Origin of the sequence: Serratia sp. BIGb0163 (genome assembly GCF_024809935.1) — a bacterium.
In the GTDB taxonomy this organism is placed as follows: Bacteria; Pseudomonadota; Gammaproteobacteria; order Enterobacterales; family Enterobacteriaceae; genus Serratia; species Serratia quinivorans.
The window spans coordinates 19,892-39,768 of record NZ_JANUDZ010000008.1 but is presented as its reverse complement, the minus strand read 5'-3'; the positions used below and the strand labels follow the sequence as shown (position 1 = coordinate 39,768).

Below are 19,877 nucleotides of genomic sequence, written 5' to 3'. Positions count from 1 at the left end.
TCAGTGACCGTCGACAAAAACAATCTTCAGCACAAACAGCAGCGCTACCACTACCACGCATGGGCTGATTTCACGCCAGCGGCCGGTACCCAACTTCATTACGCAGTAAGAAATAAAGCCGAGCGCGATACCTTCGGTAATTGAGAAACTGAACGGCATCATCACCGCGGTCACAAACGCCGGAACGGCTTCGGTCAGGTCATCCCACTTCACTCGCGCCAGGCTGGATGTCATCAGCACGCCCACGTAGATCAACGCACCGGCAGCCGCATAAGCCGGAACCATGCCTGCCAATGGCGACAGGAAAATCACCAACAGGAACAGAATACCGGTAACCACCGCGGTCAGACCGGTACGGCCGCCGACGGAAACCCCGGCGGAACTTTCAATGTAGGCGGTAACGGAAGAGGTGCCGACAAACGAACCGGCCACCGAACTGATGCTGTCCACGTACAGCGCCTGCTTCATGCGCGGGAATTTACCCGTCGCGTCGGTCAGACCCGCCTTATCGGTCACGCCAATCAAAGTGCCGGAGGAGTCGAACAGATTCACCAACATAAAGGAGAAAATCACCCCCGCCAGGCCAATGTTCAGCGCCCCCGCCAAATCAACCTGACCCACCACCGAAGTAATGTTCGGAGGCATGGAGAACACGCCGCCGTATTTCACATCGCCCAGCGCCCAGCCGATCAGGGTGGTTACCACGATGGAAACCAGCACCGCCGCATGGAAATTACGTGAGGACAGCACGGCAATAATAAAGAAGCCCAGCGCACCCAGCAGCACGTTATGCGAGGTCAGACTGCCGATGGTCACCAGCGTATCCGGGTTCGCCACCACGATACCGGCATTTTTCAGCCCCATCATGCCGATAAACAGGCCGATACCGCTGGTGATCCCCACCCGCAGGCTCATGGGAATATTGGCAATCATCCAGTAGCGGACGCGGAAAATGGTCAGCAGTAACAAACCGACCGCGCCCCAGAAGATGGCTCCCATGCCGACCTGCCATGAAATGCCCATTGCGCCCACGACCACAAAGGCGAAGAACGCATTGAGACCCATAGCCGGCGCCAGCGCCACCGGCAGATTCGCCAGCAGGCCCATAAAAATACTGCCGAAAGCGGCAATCAGGCAGGTGGTTACGAACACCGCCTGCGTATCCATGCCCGCCGCACCCAGAATTTGAGGGTTAACGAACACGATATACACCATGGTCAGGAAGGTAGTAATACCGGCAATCGTTTCCGTACGCGCCGTGGTGCCATGTTGCTTGAGCTTAAACACGCGCCCAAGCAAGCCTTGCTCAACGTCAAGGCCAGTGACTTGTTTGTTCATTTTCAGAAATTCCGAAGAAGGGAATGGACCGTCGCCGGCTATCCTATAACAAAAAGTCAGGGTTTTGACGCCGCTCACAGCTTTTTTTCGCCGTCTTTACGGCTAAAAGCTTCAACAGATTGTATTTCCTGAGATTGATCGGCAATCCGTGATTCTGGGGTCGCAATCCTGCCTGATGCGGTTAAAGTGGCATTATCACCGCATAACCGAAGGACACGGCCCCTGATGAACCAAATTGACTGTATTTTGTTTGATTGCGACGGCACGCTGGTGGACAGCGAAGTGCTGTGCAGCAAAGCCTATGTGCACATGTTTGCCCACTATGGCATTCACCTTTCGCTGGATGAGGTATTCAGGAAGTACAAAGGGGTAAAGCTGTACGAGATTATCGAACAGGTTAATGCGGAGCACGGCGTCGCCTTGCCGAAGGAAGAGCTGGAGCCTTTATACCGTCAGGAAGTGGCCCGTCTGTTTGACAGCGAACTGCGGCAGATTGCCGGTGCGCGCGAGCTGCTGGCGCAGGTGACAGTACCAATGTGTACCGTGTCTAACGGCCCGGTCAGCAAAATGCAGCACTCGCTCGGCCTGACCGACATGCTGCACTATTTTGATGACCGGTTGTTCAGCGGCTATGACATTCAGCGCTGGAAACCGGACCCGGCGATCGTGTTTCACGCCGCCGAAAAAATGCGGGTGCCGGTGGAGCGTTGCATCCTGGTGGACGACTCCGCTGCCGGTGCGCAGGCGGGGATCGCCGCCGGGATCCCGGTATTTTACTTCTGCGCCGATCCGCACAACCAACCGATCGACCATCCGCTGGTCACCGCATTCGACGATTTGGCGCAATTACCTGCGCTGTGGCGTGAACGCGGCTGGCAGTTGACTAGCTAGCCGGCAACGGCGGCTTATTGCGCCACCAGCGCCATGAGCGTTTCAACGCCCGGGTCTGCGGGCTAAAGCGGCGGTTGACCGCATTGGCCAGCAGATCCAGCGCCAGACAAAACACAAAGTACACCAGGGCGATAAACAGGAAGACTTCCATCGGGTACACCATGCTGCGGTTGTTGACCTGGGTCGCCAGGAACGTCAGCTCACCGACGCCGACGATATAGGCCAGCGAAGTGTCCTTGATCAACGAAATCCACTGGTTGATAAACGAAGGCACCATCATGCGCAGCGCCTGCGGCAGCACGATCATTCGCAGCGTTTGCCAACGGGTCAATCCCAGAGACAAACCCGCCTGCCACTGGCCGGGGCCGATAGCGATGATCCCCGCCTTCACCGCGTGAGCCAGATAGGCCGAGGCGATCAGCGCCAGGGCGCAAACCACGGTGGTGATTTCCGGAATATCCACGCCAAAAACGATCGGTAACAGGAAATAGGTCCAGAAAATCAGCATGATCACCGGAATGGCGCGGAAAAACCCCAGCAGCATGGCCAGTAACCCGGCCGCTACGCCGCGTGACATCGCCAGTGCCACCCCCAACAGCGTGCCGATAATGGCCGAAGCCACACCGGCCATCAGGCTGATCGCCAACGTCAGCGCTGCGCCGCCCAGCGGGCCGTCCGGCCAGGTGCCCCACAGCAGATAACCCAGATTATCGTAAATGACGCTGAAATCCATCTTAATGCCCTCTCAGCGGTTTACGCTGCTGTCGCCACATACCCCAGCCTTCCAACAGGGCAATGATGGCGATGTACAGCACCGTCGCCACGCCAAACGCCTGGAAGGTGCGCAGCGTCTCGGTTTCCACCTGACGCGAAGCATAGGACAGTTCGGCAACGCCGATCGCCATGGTCAGCGAGGAGTTTTTTATCACGTTCATGTACTGGCCCAGCAGCGGCGGCATGGCGATTTTCAGCGCCTGCGGCAGCACCACGTAGCGCATCGCCTGCCAGCCGGTTAATCCCAGCGCGTTAGCCGCATATTTTTGCCCACCGGCGACACCACGGATGCCGGAACGGATCTCTTCGGCGATAAAGGCACTGGAGTACAGCGTCAGACCGAAAAAACCGGCGAGAAATTCAAACGACGGCCACTCAAGCGGGCCGATTTGATGTGAAGTATTCAGCCACTGCATGGCGGCGGACGGCAGGATCTGCCCGGCGGCGAAATACCAGAAGAACAGCTGTACCAGCAACGGCGTATTGCGAAACAACGAACTGTAACCCACCGCCAGCCAACGCAGTGCCCACAGGCGGCTGTCACGCATCGCGGTCAGTAAAAACCCCAACAGCGTGGCGGCCAGGCTCGCGCAGGCGGAAAGCCACAGCGTCAGCAGGAAACCCCGCCACAGCCAGCTCAGATACTCCGGCGCCAGCAGCCAGTCCAGATTCATGGTCAATCCTTGTCTTGCAAAATGCGTCAGGGGCGCAGCAAGCTGCGCCCCTCCAAACATATTTCAGCCCGTGAAAATCAGGCCTTCGGCTGTTGATCCAAAGGCGCGATTTTGAAGTCGCCGCGTGGCTGCGCGGTTTTGGTTTCCGGGCCAAACCAGCGATCGTAGATCTTCGCCGCTTCACCGTCTTTTTCCAGCTTGATCAGCGTGTCGTTAACGCTGGCGGTCAGGCGATCTTCGCCTTTAGGAATGCCAACCCCCTGGTATTCTTTGGTAATGCTGAACGGCGAGATCTCGAAATCTGCCTTTTGTGCCGCCGGCAGATTGCCGAGCAGGCCCACCAGCTTGGCATCATCCTGAGTGATCGCCTGCACGTTGCCGTTACGCAGGGCGACGAACGCCAGCGGAGTGTCGTCGTAAGAGATCACTTTGGCCGTTGGGTAATGTTCACGCAGGGTAATTTCCTGCACCGTGCCTTTGTCCGCGCCGATACGCAGTTTTTTGATGTCTTCCGGGGTTTTCAGCACGCCTTTATGGGCGATAAATTTCTGGCCGGTAGCAAAGTACGGCACGCTGAAGTTCACTTCCTTGGCGCGCTCGTCAGTAATGGTGAAGTTGGCGGCGATCAAATCGACCTTTTTCGACACCAGCAAAGGAATGCGGTTGGCCGGGTTAGTGGCACGCAGCTCCACCTTCACCCCCAGCGCCTTGCCGATCGCATCGGCCACATCAACGTCATAACCCACCAGCTTTTTGCTTTGCGGATCGATATAACCGAACGGGGGATTGCTGTCGAACACCGCGATACGCACTACGCCGGCTTTCTTGATGTCGTCGAGTTTGTCCGCGTGCGCGGCACCGGTGGCGAGGCTGGTCAGGCTGGCTAACAAAGTTAAGGCCAAAACGCGATGTTTCATGAGTTGCTCCTAAGGGGTTGATGTCCTGCTGGCTGCTACGCTAGCAAGACCCACTTAGGTCAGGAAATAATATAAAAAGCTATATTTATAACCATTTTGTCTTTAGGGGTTTTAAACGGCATAAAGGCGCAGTTTTCTGCGCCTTTTAAGAGCTGACTCGAGGGGATATTACTCTTTTTCCTCGTCTTTACCGTCGGAGGACAACAGTTTTTCCAGCGCATCACCACCAATATGACGGAAGTCCTGGCCTTTCACGAAATAGAAGATAAATTCGCAGATGTTCTGGCAACGGTCGCCGATACGCTCGATTGAACGGGCGCAGAACAACGCAGTCAGCACGCTGGGAATGGTGCGAGTGTCTTCCATCATGTAAGTCATCAACTGACGCACGATGCCTTCATATTCCTGATCGACCTTCCTGTCTTCGCGGTAAATTCGGATCGCTTCATCCAGATCCATACGCGCGAAGGCGTCCAGCACGTCATGCAGCATCTGCACGGTATGGCGGCCCAGCGACTCCAGGCTGACCAACAGTGGCTGGTGCTGGTGCGAGAACTTTTCCAGCGCGGTGCGGCAGATTTTGTCCGCCACGTCGCCGATACGCTCCAGCTCGGAGATGGTTTTGATGATCGCCATCACCAGGCGCAGGTCGCTGGCGGTCGGCTGGCGTTTGGCAATGATGCGCACGCAGGCCTCGTCGATCGCCACTTCCATCATATTGACCTTGGCGTCGCCTTCGATCACCCGCTTGGCCAACTCACCGTCCTGGTTGTGCATAGCGGTAATGGCGTCGGTCAATTGCTGCTCCACCAGCCCGCCCATGGTCAACACCTGGGTGCGGATGTGCTCAAGTTCTGCGTTGAACTGGCCGGAAATGTGTTTATTTAAATTCAGGTTATCCATGATGCATCCTATCAACCATAACGGCCAGTGATGTAGTCTTCGGTCTGTTTTTTCTGTGGCGCGGTGAACAGGGTATCAGTATCACTGAACTCGATCAGTTCGCCCAGATACATAAATGCCGTGGAGTCAGAGCAACGTGCGGCCTGCTGCATGTTGTGGGTGACTATCACCACGGTGTAGTCAGACTTCAGTTCGCTGATCAGCTCTTCAATTTTACCGGTGGAAATCGGATCCAGCGCCGAGCAGGGCTCATCGAGCAACAAGACGTCCGGACGAATAGCGATGCCGCGGGCGATGCACAGGCGCTGCTGCTGGCCACCGGACAGGCTGTAACCGCTCTGGTGCAGCTTGTCCTTGGTTTCGTTCCACAGCGCGGCCTTGGTCAAAGCCCACTGCACGCGCTCATCCATGTCGGCACGCGACAGCTTTTCAAACAGACGTACACCGAAGGCGATATTGTCGTAAATCGACATCGGGAACGGCGTCGGCTTCTGGAACACCATGCCGACCTTGGCACGCAGCAGGGCGATATCCGAGTTGTCGGTCAGAATGTTCTGCCCATCCAGCAGGATGCCGCCTTCTGCACGCTGCTCAGGGTATAACTGATACATCTTGTTGAAAGTGCGCAGCAGGGTTGATTTGCCACAACCGGATGGGCCGATAAACGCGGTAACCTTGTTCTTGGCGATATCCAGCGTGATGTTTTTCAGCGCATGGAATTTGCCATAGTAGAAGTTCAGATCGCGTACCTGAATTTTGCTGCTGGAAGCGTCGTTAACCATACTCATCAAGACTTCTCTCTTTTCATCAGCGCCGCCAGGGCCGCGCTCAAAATTTTATGAATGCTTTTGCTTGGCGAAAACTACGCGCGCCAAGATATTCAGTACCAGTACACACAGGGTAATCAACAGCACCCCGGCCCAGGCCAGCTCTTGCCATTCGGCGAACGGGCTCATGGCGAATTTGAAAATGGTCACCGGCAGGTTGGCGATCGGCTGCATCAGGTCGGTGCTCCAGAACTGATTCGACAGCGAGGTAAACAGCAGCGGTGCGGTTTCCCCGGCGATACGCGCAATTGCCAGCAGCACACCGGTGATAATGCCGGAGACCGAGGCTTTCAGCGTAATGGCGGAAATCATGCGCCATTTCGGTGTACCCAGCGCGTAAGCCGCCTCACGCAGCGTATCCGGCACCAGTTTCAGCATATTTTCAGTGGTTCGAATCACGATCGGCACCTGTAACAGCGCCAGTGCGATTATCCCGGCCCAACCGGAGAAGTGCTGCATCTTCGCCACCACGATGGTGTAGACGAACAGGCCCACGACGATCGACGGTGCCGATAACAGGATGTCGTTAATAAAGCGGATGACTTCCGCCAGCCAGGATTTACGGCCGTATTCCGCCAGGTAAATACCGGCCATTATGCCCAGCGGCGTACCGAATACCGTCGCCCACATGATCAACAGCCCGCTACCGGCGATGGCGTTAGCCAGGCCGCCACCCGCAGTGTTCGGCGGCGGCGTCATTTCGGTGAACAGCGCCAGCGACATGCCGTCGATGCCTTTGGTCACGGTGGAAAACAGGATCCACACCAGCCAGAACAGGCCAAACGCCATGGTCGCCATCGACAAGAACAGTGCCAGGCGGTTTTTCTGACGGCGCCAGGCCTGCATTTTGCGACGGCTTTCCAACAGCGCCAGGTTGTTTTGCATTTCCATAGTCGCCACGTTAGCGTCCCTCCTTCTTGGCCAGACGCATGACCATCAACTTCGACAGCGCCAGGACGATAAAGGTGATAACAAACAGGATCAGGCCCAGCTCCATCAACGCGGCGGTATGCACGCCCGATTCCGCTTCGGCGAATTCGTTGGCCAGCGCAGAGGTAATACTGTTGCCCGGCATATACAGTGAGGCGCTGTCGAGCTGGTAGGTGTTACCGATGATAAAGGTCACCGCCATGGTTTCCCCCAGCGCGCGGCCCAACCCCAGCATTACACCGCCAATCACGCCATTCTTGGTAAACGGCAGCACGATACGCCAGATCACTTCCCAGGTGGTGCAGCCGATGCCATAGGCCGACTCTTTCATCATCACCGGGGTCTGTTCGAATACATCGCGCATCACGGCGGCGATGTAAGGAATAATCATAATCGCCAGGATCACCCCGGCAGCCAGAATACCGATACCGAACGCCGGGCCAGAGAACAGCTCACCGACAATCGGAATGCCGGACAGCACGTCGCCAACCGGAGTCTGGAAATATTCGGCAAACAGCGGAGCAAACACGAACAGGCCCCACATGCCGTAAACGATACTTGGGATTGCCGCCAGCAGCTCAATGGCGATCCCCAGTGGGCGGCGCAGCCAGTTTGGCGCCAGCTCGGTCAGGAACAGGGCAATACCAAAGCTGACGGGGACGGCGATAATCAGTGCGATCAACGAGGTCACTACGGTGCCGTAAATCGGCACCAGCGCACCGAACTGTTCGGCAGGCGCGTCCCACTCTTTGGTCCACAGGAAGGAGAAACCGAATTTCTGGATGCTCGGCCAGGAGGCGAAGATCAGCGAAACAATAATGCCGCCCAGCAACAATAGGGTAATCAGCGCTGCCAGTTTGACCAGCGCGCTGAAGATGACGTCACCATTTTTACTCGGTGCTTTCATGGTCGGCTTGTACTCAGCCATAGATCACTCTCTGTTTTAACCCTGGCAGGCCCAACATGGGTCAGGCCCTGAAAAACTGAGTGGGGCGCGCCGAATCACGCGCCCCTGCGTTGTTAGTACAGCGCTTTACCGGAACTGTCTTTTACGTTGGTTTTCCATGCTGCACGCACCTGCTCGATCACTTCATTCGGCAGAGTGGCGTAATCCAGGTCATTAGCCTGCTTGGCGCCCGTTTTGTACGCCCAGTCAAAGAACTTCAGGACTTCGGTGCCCTGAGCCGGGTTTTTCTGCTCTTTGTGCACCAGGATGAAGGTGGTGGAAGTGATTGGCCAGGCGTTGTCGCCTTTCTGGTCAGTCAGGTCCTGTGCGAAGGTCTTGCTCCAGTCCACGCCTTTGGCAGCGGCGCTGAAGCTCTCTTCCGTCGGGCTAACCGCTTTGCCATCGGCAGAAATCAGCTTGGTGTAAGCCAGGTTGTTCTGCTTGGCGTAAGCGTATTCAACGTAGCCGATAGAACCTGGCAGACGCTGTACGAAGGCTGCGATACCGTCGTTACCCTTGCCGCCCAGACCGGTTGGCCAGTTAACGGTAGAGCCTGCGCCGATTTTCTCTTTCCACTGCGCGTTGGCTTTAGACAGGTAGCTGGTGAACACGAACGAGGTGCCTGAACCATCAGCACGACGCACAACGGCGATGTTCTGATCCGGTAGCTTAACGCCTGGGTTGAGCTTGGTGATCGCCGGGTCGTTCCATTTTTTCACGTTACCCAGATAGATATCGCCCAGAGTTTTACCGTCCAGGGTCAGCTCACCGGATTTGATGCCCGGGATGTTTACTGCCAGCACCACGCCACCGATCACGGTAGGGAACTGGAACAGGCCATCAGCAGCCAGTTTTTCGTCACTCAAAGGCGCATCGGAAGCACCAAAGTCAACGGTGTTGGCGATGATTTGCTTCACGCCACCAGAAGAGCCGATGCCCTGATAGTTAACTTTGTTGCCGGTTTCTTTCTGATAAGAATCTGCCCACTTGGCATAAACCGGAGCGGGGAATGTCGCACCTGCACCGGTCAGGCTAGCAGCAGCGAACGCGGACACGGCGGTCAGGGAGAAAGTCGCTGCCACAATACTGGCGACGGTGGTACGCATCAGTTTCATAATCACTCCTAATGGGGTATTCAAAAATCGATCTAGGTCGTTTTGAGTAAGTATTGCTGCAGGAGGGAAAATAGGACAGTTTGGTGACAGTTAAATGTACGAAATATGACAGTTATATTACAGTGAGGGCGCTGTGCTATCTACTCATTTAAAATCAGTCAGTTAAAGAATAAAACACTCAGTAATTAATCAATGAAAAAACCCGTTCCACCTCACCTATCCGCTTGAATATGACAACTTTTATCCCTGCTGTCGCACCATTGTCATATTTGATCCAATCATGAAAAAGCCGGCACAGTGGCCGGCTTTTAGAGGTTAACAGCAGCGAGTTACTCTACCGTGACAGACTTCGCCAGGTTACGCGGCTGGTCAACGTCGGTGCCTTTGATCAGCGCCACGTGGTAAGACAGCAACTGCAACGGCACGGTGTAGAAGATCGGGGCCACGATTTCTTCGACGTGCGGCAACGGGATGATAGTCATACCCTCGCTGCTGACGAAACCGGCATCCTGATCGGCGAACACGTACAGCTGGCCGCCGCGCGCGCGCACTTCTTCAATGTTGGACTTCAGCTTTTCCAACAGTTCATTGTTCGGCGCCACCACGATCACCGGCATATCGGCATCGATCAACGCCAGCGGGCCGTGTTTCAACTCACCGGCCGCATAGGCTTCCGCGTGAATATAGGAGATCTCTTTGAGCTTCAGCGCACCTTCCATCGCGATCGGGTACTGATCGCCACGGCCAAGGAACAGCGCGTGATGCTTGTCGGAGAAGCCTTCCGCCAGCGCTTCAATGTTTTTGTCCAGCGACAGCATCTGTTCGATACGCGCCGGCAATGCCTGCAGGCCGTGCACGATTTCATGCTCAACGCTTTCCGCCATACCTTTCAGTCGGCCCAAACGTGCCACCAGCATCAACAGCACCGCAAGCTGGGTGGTAAAGGCCTTGGTGGAGGCGACACCGATTTCGGTACCGGCCTTGGTCATCAGCGCCAGATCGGATTCACGCACCAGTGAAGAACCGGCCACGTTGCACACCGCCAGTGAACCGAGGTAACCCAGCTCCTTCGACAGGCGCAGTGCCGCCAGCGTATCGGCAGTTTCACCGGACTGCGACAAGGTAATGATCAGGCTGCCCGGACGCACGGCAGATTTGCGATAGCGGAATTCTGACGCGATTTCCACGTCGCAAGGCACGCCGGCCAGCGATTCGAACCAATAGCGGGCAACCATGCCGGAGTGGTAAGACGTCCCACAGGCAATGATTTGCACGTGCTGCACCTTCGCCAACAGTTCATCGGCACGCGGGCCCAGCTCGCTCAGGTTGATTTTGCCCTGGCTGAAACGCCCTTCCAGGGTGTTCTTCAGCGCCAGTGGCTGTTCGTAGATCTCTTTTTGCATGTAGTGACGGTAAGCACCTTTGTCACCGGCGTCGTACTGCACCTGGGATTCGATTTCAGGACGCTCAACGGCGTTGCCCTGCTTATCGAAAATGTTGACGGTGCGGCGAGTCATCTCCACCACGTCACCTTCTTCCAGGAAGATAAAGCGACGGGTTACCGGCAACAATGCCAGTTGATCGGAAGCCAGGAAGTTTTCACCCACGCCACGGCCGATAACCAGCGGGCTGCCGGAGCGCGCAGCCACCAGCACGCTAGGGTCGCGGCTGTCCATCACCACGGTGCCGTATGCGCCACGCAACTGAGGGATCACACGCTGAACCACTTCCAGCAAGGTGCCCCCCTGGCGCTGTTCCCAATGCACCAGGTGAGCAATCACCTCGGTGTCGGTTTCAGAGCTGAAGTGATAACCGCGTTCGATCAGCAGTTCACGCAGCGGTTCGTGGTTTTCGATGATGCCGTTATGCACCACAGTAATGTAATCAGAAACATGCGGGTGCGCGTTAGCTTCGGTAGGTTCACCGTGCGTTGCCCAGCGGGTGTGAGCAATACCGGTGCCCCCATGCAATTCATGTTGTTCAGCGGCTTCGGTCAGTTTGTTAACCTTGCCCACGCGGCGTAAACGGTTGACGTTGCCTTCGGCATCCACCACCGCCAAACCGGCGGAGTCGTAGCCACGGTACTCAAGGCGGCGTAACCCTTCCAACAGAATCTCTGCAATATCACGTTGCGCTACTGCGCCTACAATTCCACACATCAGTTGTATTCCTAATTAAACGCCTTTCGGGGCGCTTTCGATGCCTTGACCTGATTTTGCCGGTTTTTACCGTGCGTCCCCGAGCCTGTAGAGAATGGGGATTATTATGTTTTGCCCTGCACTCTGCACCAAAGCACAGGGCAAAACAGAGTGAGGAGCCGTCAGCCCCCTCACCCCGGCCCTCTCCCAAAAGGAGAGGGAGTCTAAGTTGTTACTTCTTCTTGACCGGACGCTGCCAGCCCTGGATATGCACCTGCTTGACGCGGCTCAGCACCAGTTCGTCTTCGCCGATATCACGGGTCACCGTAGTGCCTGCGGCGATGGTCGAACCTTTGCCGACAGACACTGGCGCCACCAGCTGGGTGTCGGAACCGACAAACACGCCGTCGCCGATAATGGTTTTATGCTTATTGGCGCCATCATAGTTACAGGTGATGGTACCGGCACCAATATTCACATCGTCGCCAATCTCGGCGTCGCCCAGGTAGCTTAGATGGCCCGCTTTAGAACCTTTGCCCAAACGCGCCTTTTTCATTTCGACGAAGTTGCCGACATGGGCACCCACCGCCAGCTCAGCGCCTGGACGCAGGCGGGCAAAGGGACCCACGGTGCATTCCGCTGCCAGCACGGCATCTTCCAGCACGCTGTACGGGCTGATTTCGCAGTCATCGCCGATCACGCAGTTTTTCAACACGCAGCCGGCACCGATTTTCACTCTATCCCCGAGCTTGACCGTGCCTTCAATAATCACGTTGGCATCAATAGAGATGTCGCGGCCGTGCACAAGTTCCCCACGCAGGTCAAAACGCGCCGGATCCAGCAGCATTACGCCGGCCAACAGTAATTTTTCAGACTGTTCTGCCTGGTAGATACGCTCAAGTCGCGACAGTTGCAGACGGTTATTCACGCCTTCCACTTCACTCAGGCGTGACGGATGCACGGCTTCAATTTTCTTGCCGTCGGCATGGGCCAGCGCAATGATATCGGTGATGTAGAATTCACCCTGTGCGTTGTCGTTGTTCAACATTCCCAACCAGCGCTTGAGATCGCGGCCGTTGGCCACCAGGATGCCGGTGTTGATTTCATTGATTTGGCGCTGAGCTTCATTGGCATCTTTATGCTCAACAATCCCCACCACCTGGTCGTTTTCACGCACAATACGGCCGTAACCGCTCGGATCCGCCAGCTTCACCGTCAGCAGGCCAATGCCGCCCTGGGGCTTCGCGGCCATCAGACGCTGCAAAGTATCGACAGAAATCAGCGGGACGTCGCCGTACAGCATCAGCACGTCTTCATCGTCGGCAAAATGCGGGGCCGCTTGCTGCATGGCATGGCCGGTACCCAATTGCTCGGCCTGCAGCACCCAGTTCAGTGCGCCGTCGGTCAGGGTGTTTTTCAGCAAGTCGCCGCCATGGCCGTACACCAGATGGACGTTTTTCGCGCCCAGTTTCATCGCGGCATCAATGACGTGCTGCACCATCGGCTTGCCGGCCAACGGATGTAACACCTTGGGAAGATCGGAATACATGCGTGTTCCCTTGCCCGCGGCGAGGATCACCACACTCATTGCGCTGTTCGACATAAGCAACCTGATAACTCCATTTTAATAGACGAAAGTAGAACTCTTTAGTGACGATATTACTACATATTTCTCTGCACGAACCCAGCTCAGGCCTTGGGGCACTAAGCACGCCGAAGTTAAGGATCCAGTAACCCGACGCTGGGGATAACTGTCGGCGATCGGCGACATTTCCAGCCTCTATTGAAGGTTATACCTCACAATGCCTGCCGGGGTATCAGGCTTATTTTAAAACAAAAAAAAAGCGACCCAATAGGCCGCTTTCTTAATTTTGGCTGCGTTATGCACGCGCCAAAATATTACATCGATCTTCTGGTGAGCTCGATAACGCGCAGTTTCGCGATCGCTTTCGCCAGTTCTGCAGATGCCTGAGCATAGTCGACATCGCCATGAGAGCTACTGATATGTTCTTCAGCTTTACGCTTGGCTTCCAGCGCTCTCGCTTCGTCGAGGTCCGTTCCACGGATAGCAGTGTCAGCCAGCACGGTGACCACGCTCGGTTGTACCTCAAGGATACCGCCGGACAGGTAGATGAACTCTTCTTCACCGTGTTGTTTAACAATACGCACCATGCCAGGCTTGATGGCAGTCAGCAGCGGCGCATGACCAGGGAAAATCCCCAGTTCGCCTTCGCTACCTGTCACCTGGATCTTTTGCACCAGGCCGGAAAACATATGTTTTTCCGCGCTGACTACATCCAGATGGTAAGTCATAGCCATATCACCCTCCTCTCAAGACGTTACAGTTTCTTGGCTTTTTCCACTGCTTCTTCAATGGTGCCAACCATGTAGAACGCTTGTTCAGGCAGGTGGTCATAGTCGCCGTCCATAATGCCTTTGAAACCACGAATGGTGTCTTTCAGCGATACGAACTTGCCCGGAGAACCGGTGAAGACTTCTGCCACGAAGAACGGCTGAGACAGGAAGCGTTGGATTTTACGCGCACGGGATACGACCAGTTTGTCTTCTTCAGACAGCTCGTCCATACCCAGGATTGCGATAATATCTTTCAGTTCCTGATAGCGTTGCAGAATGGACTGCACGCCACGCGCTACATCGTAGTGCTCCTGACCAACTACCAGCGGATCCAGCTGACGGCTGGTAGAATCCAGCGGGTCAACGGCCGGGTAGATACCCAGAGAAGCGATATTACGGCTCAGTACCACAGTTGCATCCAAGTGAGCAAAGGTGGTGGCTGGTGACGGGTCAGTCAAGTCATCCGCAGGGACGTAAACGGCCTGTACGGAGGTGATTGAACCAGTCTTGGTAGAGGTGATACGTTCTTGCAGAACACCCATCTCTTCCGCCAGCGTTGGCTGATAACCTACCGCCGATGGCATACGGCCCAGAAGTGCGGACACTTCGGTACCGGCCAGGGTATAACGGTAGATGTTATCAACGAACAGCAGAACGTCACGGCCTTCGTCACGGAATTTCTCCGCCATGGTCAGACCGGTCAGAGCAACGCGCAGACGGTTACCCGGTGGCTCGTTCATCTGGCCGTAAACCAGGGATACTTTATCCAGTACGTTGGAGTCGTTCATTTCGTGGTAGAAGTCGTTACCCTCACGAGTACGCTCACCCACGCCCGCAAACACAGAATAACCGGAGTGCTCGATCGCGATGTTACGGATCAGCTCCATCATGTTTACGGTTTTACCAACACCCGCACCACCGAACAGACCGACTTTACCACCCTTGGCGAACGGGCAGATCAGGTCCATTACCTTGATACCGGTTTCCAGCAGATCCTGGGAGTTGGCCAAATCTTCGTAGCTTGGCGCCGGACGGTGAATCGCCCAACGTTCTTCTTCGCCGATATCGCCCTTCATGTCGATTGGTTCACCCAATACGTTCATGATACGGCCCAGGGTAGCTTTACCTACCGGTACTTCAATTGGGTGGTCCAGGTCAGTGACTTTCAGACCGCGACGCAGACCATCAGAGGTCCCCATTGCGATACAGCGAACCACGCCACCGCCCAACTGTTGCTGAACTTCCAGCACCAGCTTATTGGCACCGTTTTCTACCTCAAGAGCGTTGTACACTTTTGGTACGGCATCCTGAGGGAACTCGACGTCCACTACGGCGCCGATTACCTGGATAATCTTTCCAGTAGCCATCTTGAATCCTCTACGTAATTCGTAAACCTAGCTTAAACCGCGGAGGCTCCCGAAACGATCTCGGTGAGTTCCTGAGTGATGCTGGCCTGACGAGCCTTGTTGTATACCAACTGCAGCTCTTTGATCAGGCTACCGCCGTTATCGGTTGCGGCTTTCATCGCTACCATTCGTGCGGCCTGCTCGCTGGCCAGGTTTTCCACGACGCCCTGATAAACCTGAGATTCCACATAGCGACGCAGCAAGGTATCAAGCAGCACTTTTGGATCGGGTTCATACAGGTAATCCCAAGATTTTTTCTTCAGCTCACCGTCTTCGGCAGGCGGCAACGGCAGCAGCTGAACGATCTGTGGTTCTTGGGACATCGTATTGATAAATTTGTTACTGACAATGTACAGCTTGTCCAAACGACCTTCGTCGTAGGCTTGCAGCATCACTTTCACCGGTCCGATCAGCTCCGACAGGGAAGGGTTATCCCCCATGCCGGTGACCTGGGCAACCACGTTGCCGCCCACGGAACCAAAGAAAGAAGCCGCTTTAGAGCCAATCAGTGCCAAATCTGTTTCGACACCTTTTTCGGACCAGCCTTTCATCTCTGCCAACAGGCGCTTGAACAGGTTAATGTTCAAGCCACCACAGAGACCGCGGTCAGTAGACACCACCAGATACCCGACGCGCTTAACATCACGCTCATCCAGGTACGGGTGCTTATATTCCAGATTACCCAACGCAAGGTGACCAATCACTTTGCGCATGGTCTCTGCATAAGGACGGCTGGCCGCCATGCGTTCCTGCGATTTACGCATTTTGGAGGCGGCGACCATTTCCATCGCTTTAGTGATCTTTTGCGTGTTTTGCACGCTCGCGATCTTACTACGTATCTCTTTTGCGCCGGCCATGTCTGCTTCTCCTCATTGCCAGACGGCCTGCTGTTTTACAACTGCAGGCCGCTGAGCGTTACCAGGACTGGGTTTTCTTGAAGGTCTCGAGGATGCCTTTCAGCTTGCCCTCGATCTCATCGTTGAAATTGCCAGTTTGGTTGATGTGGTTCAGCAACTCGGCATGCTCGCGGTCTGCGTAAGCAACCAGCGCGGCTTCGAAGCTCACGACTTTCGCGACTTCAACGTCGTTCAGGAAGCCACGTTCTGCGGCAAACAGCACCAGAGACTGTTGTGCGACGGACATCGGCGCATACTGTTTCTGTTTCAGCAGCTCGGTCACTTTCTGACCGTGGCTCAGCTGTTTGCGGGTCGCATCATCCAGATCGGAAGCGAACTGAGAGAACGCAGCCAGTTCACGATACTGTGCCAGCGCGGTACGAATACCACCGGACAGTTTTTTCATGATCTTGGTTTGCGCTGCACCGCCCACACGGGATACGGAGATACCCGGGTTAACTGCCGGACGAATACCGGAGTTAAACAGGTTGGATTCCAGGAAGATCTGACCATCGGTAATCGAGATTACGTTGGTCGGAACGAACGCGGAAACGTCACCCGCCTGGGTTTCAATGATCGGCAGAGCAGTCAGTGAACCGGTTTGGCCTTTGACTTCACCTTTGGTGAAGGCTTCAACGTATTCGGCGTTAACACGCGCAGCACGCTCCAGCAAACGGGAGTGGAGATAGAATACGTCGCCTGGGTAAGCTTCACGGCCTGGTGGACGACGAAGCAGCAGGGAGATCTGACGGTATGCAACGGCCTGTTTGGACAGGTCATCATAAACAATCAGCGCATCTTCACCGCGGTCACGGAAGTATTCACCCATCGCACAACCGGCATATGGCGCCAGGTATTGCAATGCAGCGGATTCAGACGCGGTAGCAACCACAACGATGGTGTTTGCCAGTGCGCCGTGCTCTTCCAGTTTGCGCACCACGTTAGCGATGGTGGACGCTTTCTGGCCGATAGCCACGTAAACACATTTGATGCCGGAATCGCGTTGGTTGATGATCGCATCGATCGCCAGGGCAGTTTTACCTGTCTGACGGTCACCGATCACCAGCTCACGCTGGCCACGGCCGATTGGGATCATGGCGTCAACAGATTTATAGCCAGTTTGAACCGGCTGATCTACGGACTGACGCTCGATAACACCAGGGGCAATAGCTTCAACCGGAGAGAAACCGTCGTTATCAACCGGGCCTTTACCATCAATAGGTGCGCCCAGGGTGTTAACTACACGGCCCAGCAGGCCACGGCCAACCGGAACTTCCAGAATACGGCCGGTACATTTTACCTTCATGCCTTCGGCCAGATCCGCGTACGGACCCATAACCACAGCACCTACGGAGTCGCGCTCCAGGTTCAATGCGATTGCGTAACGGTTGCCTGGCAGTGCGATCATTTCGCCCTGCATAACTTCGGCCAGACCGTGTACGCGGATGATCCCGTCACTGACGGAAACAATAGTACCTTCATTGTGAGCTTCGCTCACCACATTGAACTGAGCAATGCGCTGCTTGATCAGTTCGCTGATTTCGGTGGAATTCAGTTGCATGCTCCAGTCCCCTTAAGACTGCAAGACGTCTGTCAGGCGTTCAAGACGACCGCGAACGCTGCCATCAATCACCATATCGCCAGCACGGATAATTACGCCGGCCAGTACAGACTTGTCAATTTTGCAATTCAGCTTAACTTTGCGTGACAGACGCTTTTCCATCGCAGCGGCAATATTAGCCAGCTGTTTGTCGTTCAGTGCGCTCGCAGAGAGCACCTCGACTTCGACGGTGGATTCCAGCAAAGCGCGCAGTTCGATGAACTGCTGCAGCACCGCAGGAAGAACCAGTAAACGTCCATTTTCGGCCATTACACGGATAAAGTTCTGGCCATGTTCGTCGAGTTGTTCGCCACATACCGCGATGAACGTTCTGGACAGCGTCTCCGGTGCGACAGCACCAGCCAGCAGTTCAGAAATCTGTTCATTGCGAGTGACATCAGCCGCAAACGCCAGCATATCCTGCCAGCGATCCAAGCTTTGATGCTCAACGGCAAAGTCAAAAGCTGCTTTGGCGTAGGGGCGAGCTACAGTTACAAATTCAGACATCAGCCCCTCCCTCCTTACAGTTCAGCGACCAGTTTATCAACGATGTCGCTGTTAGCAGCTTCATCCACGGAACGTTCGATGATCTTCTCGGCGCCGGCAATTGCCAGCATCGCGACTTGCTTACGCAACTCTTCACGAGCGCGCTTACGTTCGGCTTCGATCTCAGCCTGAGCCTGCGCCACGATTTTGTTACGTTCCTGCTCGGCTTCGGCTTTCGCTTCATCCATGATCTGAGCTTTGCGTTTGTTTGCTTGCTCGATGATCACCTGAGCTTCTGCTTTAGCAGTTTTCAGCTGGTCGGTCGCATTGGCTTGCGCTAAGTCCAAATCTTTTTTGGCACGTTCTGCAGAAGCGAGACCGTCAGCAATTTCTCCCTGACGCTTCTCGATGGCTGCCATGATCGGCGGCCATACGTACTTCATGCAGAACCAGACAAACAGAACGAACGCGATGGCCTGGCCGAGGATTGTTGCGTTAAGATTCACAGCACAATGCCTCTTTAAAAGTTAATAGTGTGGTTTCAGTGTAGAGAAGTTCTCTACTTACGCGACAGCAAACATCACGTACAGACCCAGACCAACAGCGATCATCGGGATGGCGTCAACCAGACCCATAACGATAAAGAACTGTGTACGCAGCAAAGGAATCAGGTCAGGCTGACGTGCAGCGCCTTCCAAGAATTTACCACCCAGGATGCCGATACCGATCGCAGCACCGATTGCCGCTAAACCCATCATCACAGCGGCAGCCATGTACAGCAGATCCATACTCAGGTTTTCCATGACAGTCTCCAGTTTGTTTCAGTTTAAAAGTACAAGTGTTTTAAGAAAATCAGTGCTCTTCAGATGCCATCGAGAGATAGACAATCGTCAGAACCATGAAAATAAAGGCTTGAAGCGTAATGATCAGGATGTGGAAAATAGCCCAAGGCACATTCAGAAGCCACTGTGACCACCACGGCAACAAACCGGCAATCAGGATGAAGATCAACTCACCCGCATACATGTTGCCGAACAGTCGCAGGCCCAGTGAAACAGGCTTGGACAGCAGGCTGACACCTTCAAGAATCAGGTTGATTGGAATGAATAACGGATGGTTGAACGGCTGCATGGTCAACTCTTTAACGAACCCACCAACGCCTTTCATTTTGATGCTATAGAACAGAATCAGGATAAATACGCCCAACGCCATCGACAGTGTAATACTCACGTCTGCGGTAGGGACGACACGCAGTGCCGGCAAACCAAACACATGTTCGCCAATAAACGGCAGCAGATCGATTGGCAGCAGATCCATCATGTTCATCAGGAATACCCAGACAAACACGGTCAGCGCCAGCGGAGCAATAACCTTGCTCTTGCCGTGATACATATCACGAACGCTACTGTCGACGAAGCCCATGATAAGTTCGACGGCAGTTTGAAGTTTCCCCGGTACACCGCTGGTGGCTGTATTGGCTACTTTCTTGAAGATAAACAAGAACAGCGCGCCCAACACCACAGAGAAGAACAATGAGTCAATGTTCAACGTCCAGAATGTCGGGGTACCAGAGTGTGGTTCAACTAACTGAAAAGTACGCAGATCCAACTGAAGGTTATTCAGATGGTGGCTGATATAGTCCTTTGCAGTCCCATTTTCTCCAGATGCAGACATGATGCCT

Annotated in this window: 20 protein-coding genes; 1 reads left to right on the top strand and 19 read right to left on the bottom strand. The window is 54.9% G+C overall.

Annotation, left to right across the window (positions count from 1 at the left end; translation table 11 throughout):
- On the bottom strand, positions 1–1,338 hold the full coding sequence (locus M2406_RS21860; RefSeq protein ID WP_012004497.1) for an NCS2 family permease: 1,338 nt from the start codon (positions 1,336–1,338) through the stop codon (positions 1–3).
- Positions 1,339–1,563: 225 nt separating this feature from the next.
- Between M2406_RS21860 and yieH the strand changes: the two genes are divergently transcribed.
- Positions 1,564–2,229: a 6-phosphogluconate phosphatase gene (gene yieH / locus M2406_RS21855; RefSeq protein ID WP_115183502.1), complete on the top strand. Its 666-nt coding sequence runs from the start codon at positions 1,564–1,566 to the stop codon at positions 2,227–2,229.
- Here yieH and M2406_RS21850 read toward each other — a convergent pair.
- From M2406_RS21850 to atpB, 18 genes are all read right to left on the bottom strand, one after another.
- Entirely contained in the window at positions 2,222–2,962 is a 741-nt protein-coding gene (locus M2406_RS21850) for an amino acid ABC transporter permease (protein ID WP_153858589.1), read from the bottom strand. The two genes, yieH and M2406_RS21850, sit on opposite strands and share 8 nt — an antisense overlap.
- Before the next feature lies 1 nt (position 2,963).
- Positions 2,964–3,677 carry an amino acid ABC transporter permease gene (locus tag M2406_RS21845; RefSeq protein ID WP_259191356.1) on the bottom strand — a complete coding sequence of 238 codons (714 nt, stop codon included), beginning with the start codon at positions 3,675–3,677 and terminating at the stop codon, positions 2,964–2,966.
- Between the two features lie 77 nt (positions 3,678–3,754).
- Positions 3,755–4,594, bottom strand: a complete 840-nt coding sequence (locus M2406_RS21840; RefSeq protein WP_012004493.1) for an ABC transporter substrate-binding protein — start codon at positions 4,592–4,594, stop codon at positions 3,755–3,757.
- A gap of 168 nt (positions 4,595–4,762) precedes the next feature.
- Positions 4,763–5,497: a phosphate signaling complex protein PhoU gene (gene phoU, locus M2406_RS21835; RefSeq protein WP_012004492.1), complete on the bottom strand. Its 735-nt coding sequence runs from the start codon at positions 5,495–5,497 to the stop codon at positions 4,763–4,765.
- Positions 5,498–5,508: 11 nt separating this feature from the next.
- Entirely contained in the window at positions 5,509–6,285 is a 777-nt protein-coding gene (gene pstB / locus M2406_RS21830; RefSeq protein ID WP_012004491.1) for a phosphate ABC transporter ATP-binding protein PstB, read from the bottom strand.
- A gap of 48 nt (positions 6,286–6,333) precedes the next feature.
- On the bottom strand, positions 6,334–7,224 hold the full coding sequence (pstA, locus tag M2406_RS21825; RefSeq protein WP_026142604.1) for a phosphate ABC transporter permease PstA: 891 nt from the start codon (positions 7,222–7,224) through the stop codon (positions 6,334–6,336).
- A 1-nt stretch (position 7,225) separates the two neighbouring features.
- A complete protein-coding gene (gene pstC / locus M2406_RS21820) occupies positions 7,226–8,182 on the bottom strand; it encodes a phosphate ABC transporter permease PstC (RefSeq protein ID WP_012004489.1) in 957 nt (318 codons plus the stop codon).
- A gap of 92 nt (positions 8,183–8,274) precedes the next feature.
- The gene (gene pstS / locus M2406_RS21815) at positions 8,275–9,315 is read right to left on the bottom strand and encodes a phosphate ABC transporter substrate-binding protein PstS (protein ID WP_012004488.1); all 1,041 of its coding nucleotides are present in this window, start codon (positions 9,313–9,315) and stop codon (positions 8,275–8,277) included.
- A gap of 329 nt (positions 9,316–9,644) precedes the next feature.
- Positions 9,645–11,474, bottom strand: coding sequence for a glutamine--fructose-6-phosphate transaminase (isomerizing) (glmS, locus tag M2406_RS21810; RefSeq protein ID WP_012004487.1), 1,830 nt, complete (start codon positions 11,472–11,474; stop codon positions 9,645–9,647).
- 211 nt (positions 11,475–11,685) lie between these two features.
- Positions 11,686–13,056, bottom strand: coding sequence for a bifunctional UDP-N-acetylglucosamine diphosphorylase/glucosamine-1-phosphate N-acetyltransferase GlmU (gene glmU / locus M2406_RS21805; protein WP_012004486.1), 1,371 nt, complete (start codon positions 13,054–13,056; stop codon positions 11,686–11,688).
- A 296-nt stretch (positions 13,057–13,352) separates the two neighbouring features.
- Positions 13,353–13,772 carry a F0F1 ATP synthase subunit epsilon gene (locus tag M2406_RS21800; protein WP_004950490.1) on the bottom strand — a complete coding sequence of 140 codons (420 nt, stop codon included), beginning with the start codon at positions 13,770–13,772 and terminating at the stop codon, positions 13,353–13,355.
- A 20-nt stretch (positions 13,773–13,792) separates the two neighbouring features.
- Positions 13,793–15,175: a F0F1 ATP synthase subunit beta gene (gene atpD / locus M2406_RS21795; RefSeq protein WP_012004485.1), complete on the bottom strand. Its 1,383-nt coding sequence runs from the start codon at positions 15,173–15,175 to the stop codon at positions 13,793–13,795.
- Between the two features lie 32 nt (positions 15,176–15,207).
- Positions 15,208–16,071, bottom strand: a complete 864-nt coding sequence (atpG, locus tag M2406_RS21790; protein ID WP_012004484.1) for a F0F1 ATP synthase subunit gamma — start codon at positions 16,069–16,071, stop codon at positions 15,208–15,210.
- A 58-nt stretch (positions 16,072–16,129) separates the two neighbouring features.
- Positions 16,130–17,671 (bottom strand): F0F1 ATP synthase subunit alpha, encoded by a 1,542-nt coding sequence (gene atpA, locus M2406_RS21785; RefSeq protein WP_012004483.1) that lies wholly within the window; start codon positions 17,669–17,671, stop codon positions 16,130–16,132.
- Positions 17,672–17,683: 12 nt separating this feature from the next.
- Positions 17,684–18,217: a F0F1 ATP synthase subunit delta gene (atpH, locus tag M2406_RS21780; RefSeq protein ID WP_012004482.1), complete on the bottom strand. Its 534-nt coding sequence runs from the start codon at positions 18,215–18,217 to the stop codon at positions 17,684–17,686.
- A gap of 14 nt (positions 18,218–18,231) precedes the next feature.
- The gene (gene atpF / locus M2406_RS21775) at positions 18,232–18,702 is read right to left on the bottom strand and encodes a F0F1 ATP synthase subunit B (protein ID WP_004950476.1); all 471 of its coding nucleotides are present in this window, start codon (positions 18,700–18,702) and stop codon (positions 18,232–18,234) included.
- Positions 18,703–18,759: 57 nt separating this feature from the next.
- A complete protein-coding gene (gene atpE, locus M2406_RS21770) occupies positions 18,760–18,999 on the bottom strand; it encodes a F0F1 ATP synthase subunit C (RefSeq protein WP_004093904.1) in 240 nt (79 codons plus the stop codon).
- A gap of 49 nt (positions 19,000–19,048) precedes the next feature.
- Positions 19,049–19,870: a F0F1 ATP synthase subunit A gene (gene atpB, locus M2406_RS21765; RefSeq protein WP_012004481.1), complete on the bottom strand. Its 822-nt coding sequence runs from the start codon at positions 19,868–19,870 to the stop codon at positions 19,049–19,051.
- Positions 19,871–19,877 lie beyond the last annotated feature (7 nt).

Coding starts and splice junctions, on each gene's coding strand:
- M2406_RS21860 (WP_012004497.1), bottom strand. CDS start 1,338: ATGAACAAACAAGTCACTGGCCTTGACGTTGAGCAAGGCTTGCTTGGG.
- yieH (WP_115183502.1), top strand. CDS start 1,564: ATGAACCAAATTGACTGTATTTTGTTTGATTGCGACGGCACGCTGGTG.
- M2406_RS21850 (WP_153858589.1), bottom strand. CDS start 2,962: ATGGATTTCAGCGTCATTTACGATAATCTGGGTTATCTGCTGTGGGGC.
- M2406_RS21845 (WP_259191356.1), bottom strand. CDS start 3,677: ATGAATCTGGACTGGCTGCTGGCGCCGGAGTATCTGAGCTGGCTGTGG.
- M2406_RS21840 (WP_012004493.1), bottom strand. CDS start 4,594: ATGAAACATCGCGTTTTGGCCTTAACTTTGTTAGCCAGCCTGACCAGC.
- phoU (WP_012004492.1), bottom strand. CDS start 5,497: ATGGATAACCTGAATTTAAATAAACACATTTCCGGCCAGTTCAACGCA.
- pstB (WP_012004491.1), bottom strand. CDS start 6,285: ATGAGTATGGTTAACGACGCTTCCAGCAGCAAAATTCAGGTACGCGAT.
- pstC (WP_012004489.1), bottom strand. CDS start 8,182: ATGGCTGAGTACAAGCCGACCATGAAAGCACCGAGTAAAAATGGTGAC.
- pstS (WP_012004488.1), bottom strand. CDS start 9,315: ATGAAACTGATGCGTACCACCGTCGCCAGTATTGTGGCAGCGACTTTC.
- glmS (WP_012004487.1), bottom strand. CDS start 11,474: ATGTGTGGAATTGTAGGCGCAGTAGCGCAACGTGATATTGCAGAGATT.
- glmU (WP_012004486.1), bottom strand. CDS start 13,056: ATGTCGAACAGCGCAATGAGTGTGGTGATCCTCGCCGCGGGCAAGGGA.
- M2406_RS21800 (WP_004950490.1), bottom strand. CDS start 13,772: ATGGCTATGACTTACCATCTGGATGTAGTCAGCGCGGAAAAACATATG.
- atpD (WP_012004485.1), bottom strand. CDS start 15,175: ATGGCTACTGGAAAGATTATCCAGGTAATCGGCGCCGTAGTGGACGTC.
- atpG (WP_012004484.1), bottom strand. CDS start 16,071: ATGGCCGGCGCAAAAGAGATACGTAGTAAGATCGCGAGCGTGCAAAAC.
- atpA (WP_012004483.1), bottom strand. CDS start 17,671: ATGCAACTGAATTCCACCGAAATCAGCGAACTGATCAAGCAGCGCATT.
- atpH (WP_012004482.1), bottom strand. CDS start 18,217: ATGTCTGAATTTGTAACTGTAGCTCGCCCCTACGCCAAAGCAGCTTTT.
- atpE (WP_004093904.1), bottom strand. CDS start 18,999: ATGGAAAACCTGAGTATGGATCTGCTGTACATGGCTGCCGCTGTGATG.
- atpB (WP_012004481.1), bottom strand. CDS start 19,870: ATGTCTGCATCTGGAGAAAATGGGACTGCAAAGGACTATATCAGCCAC.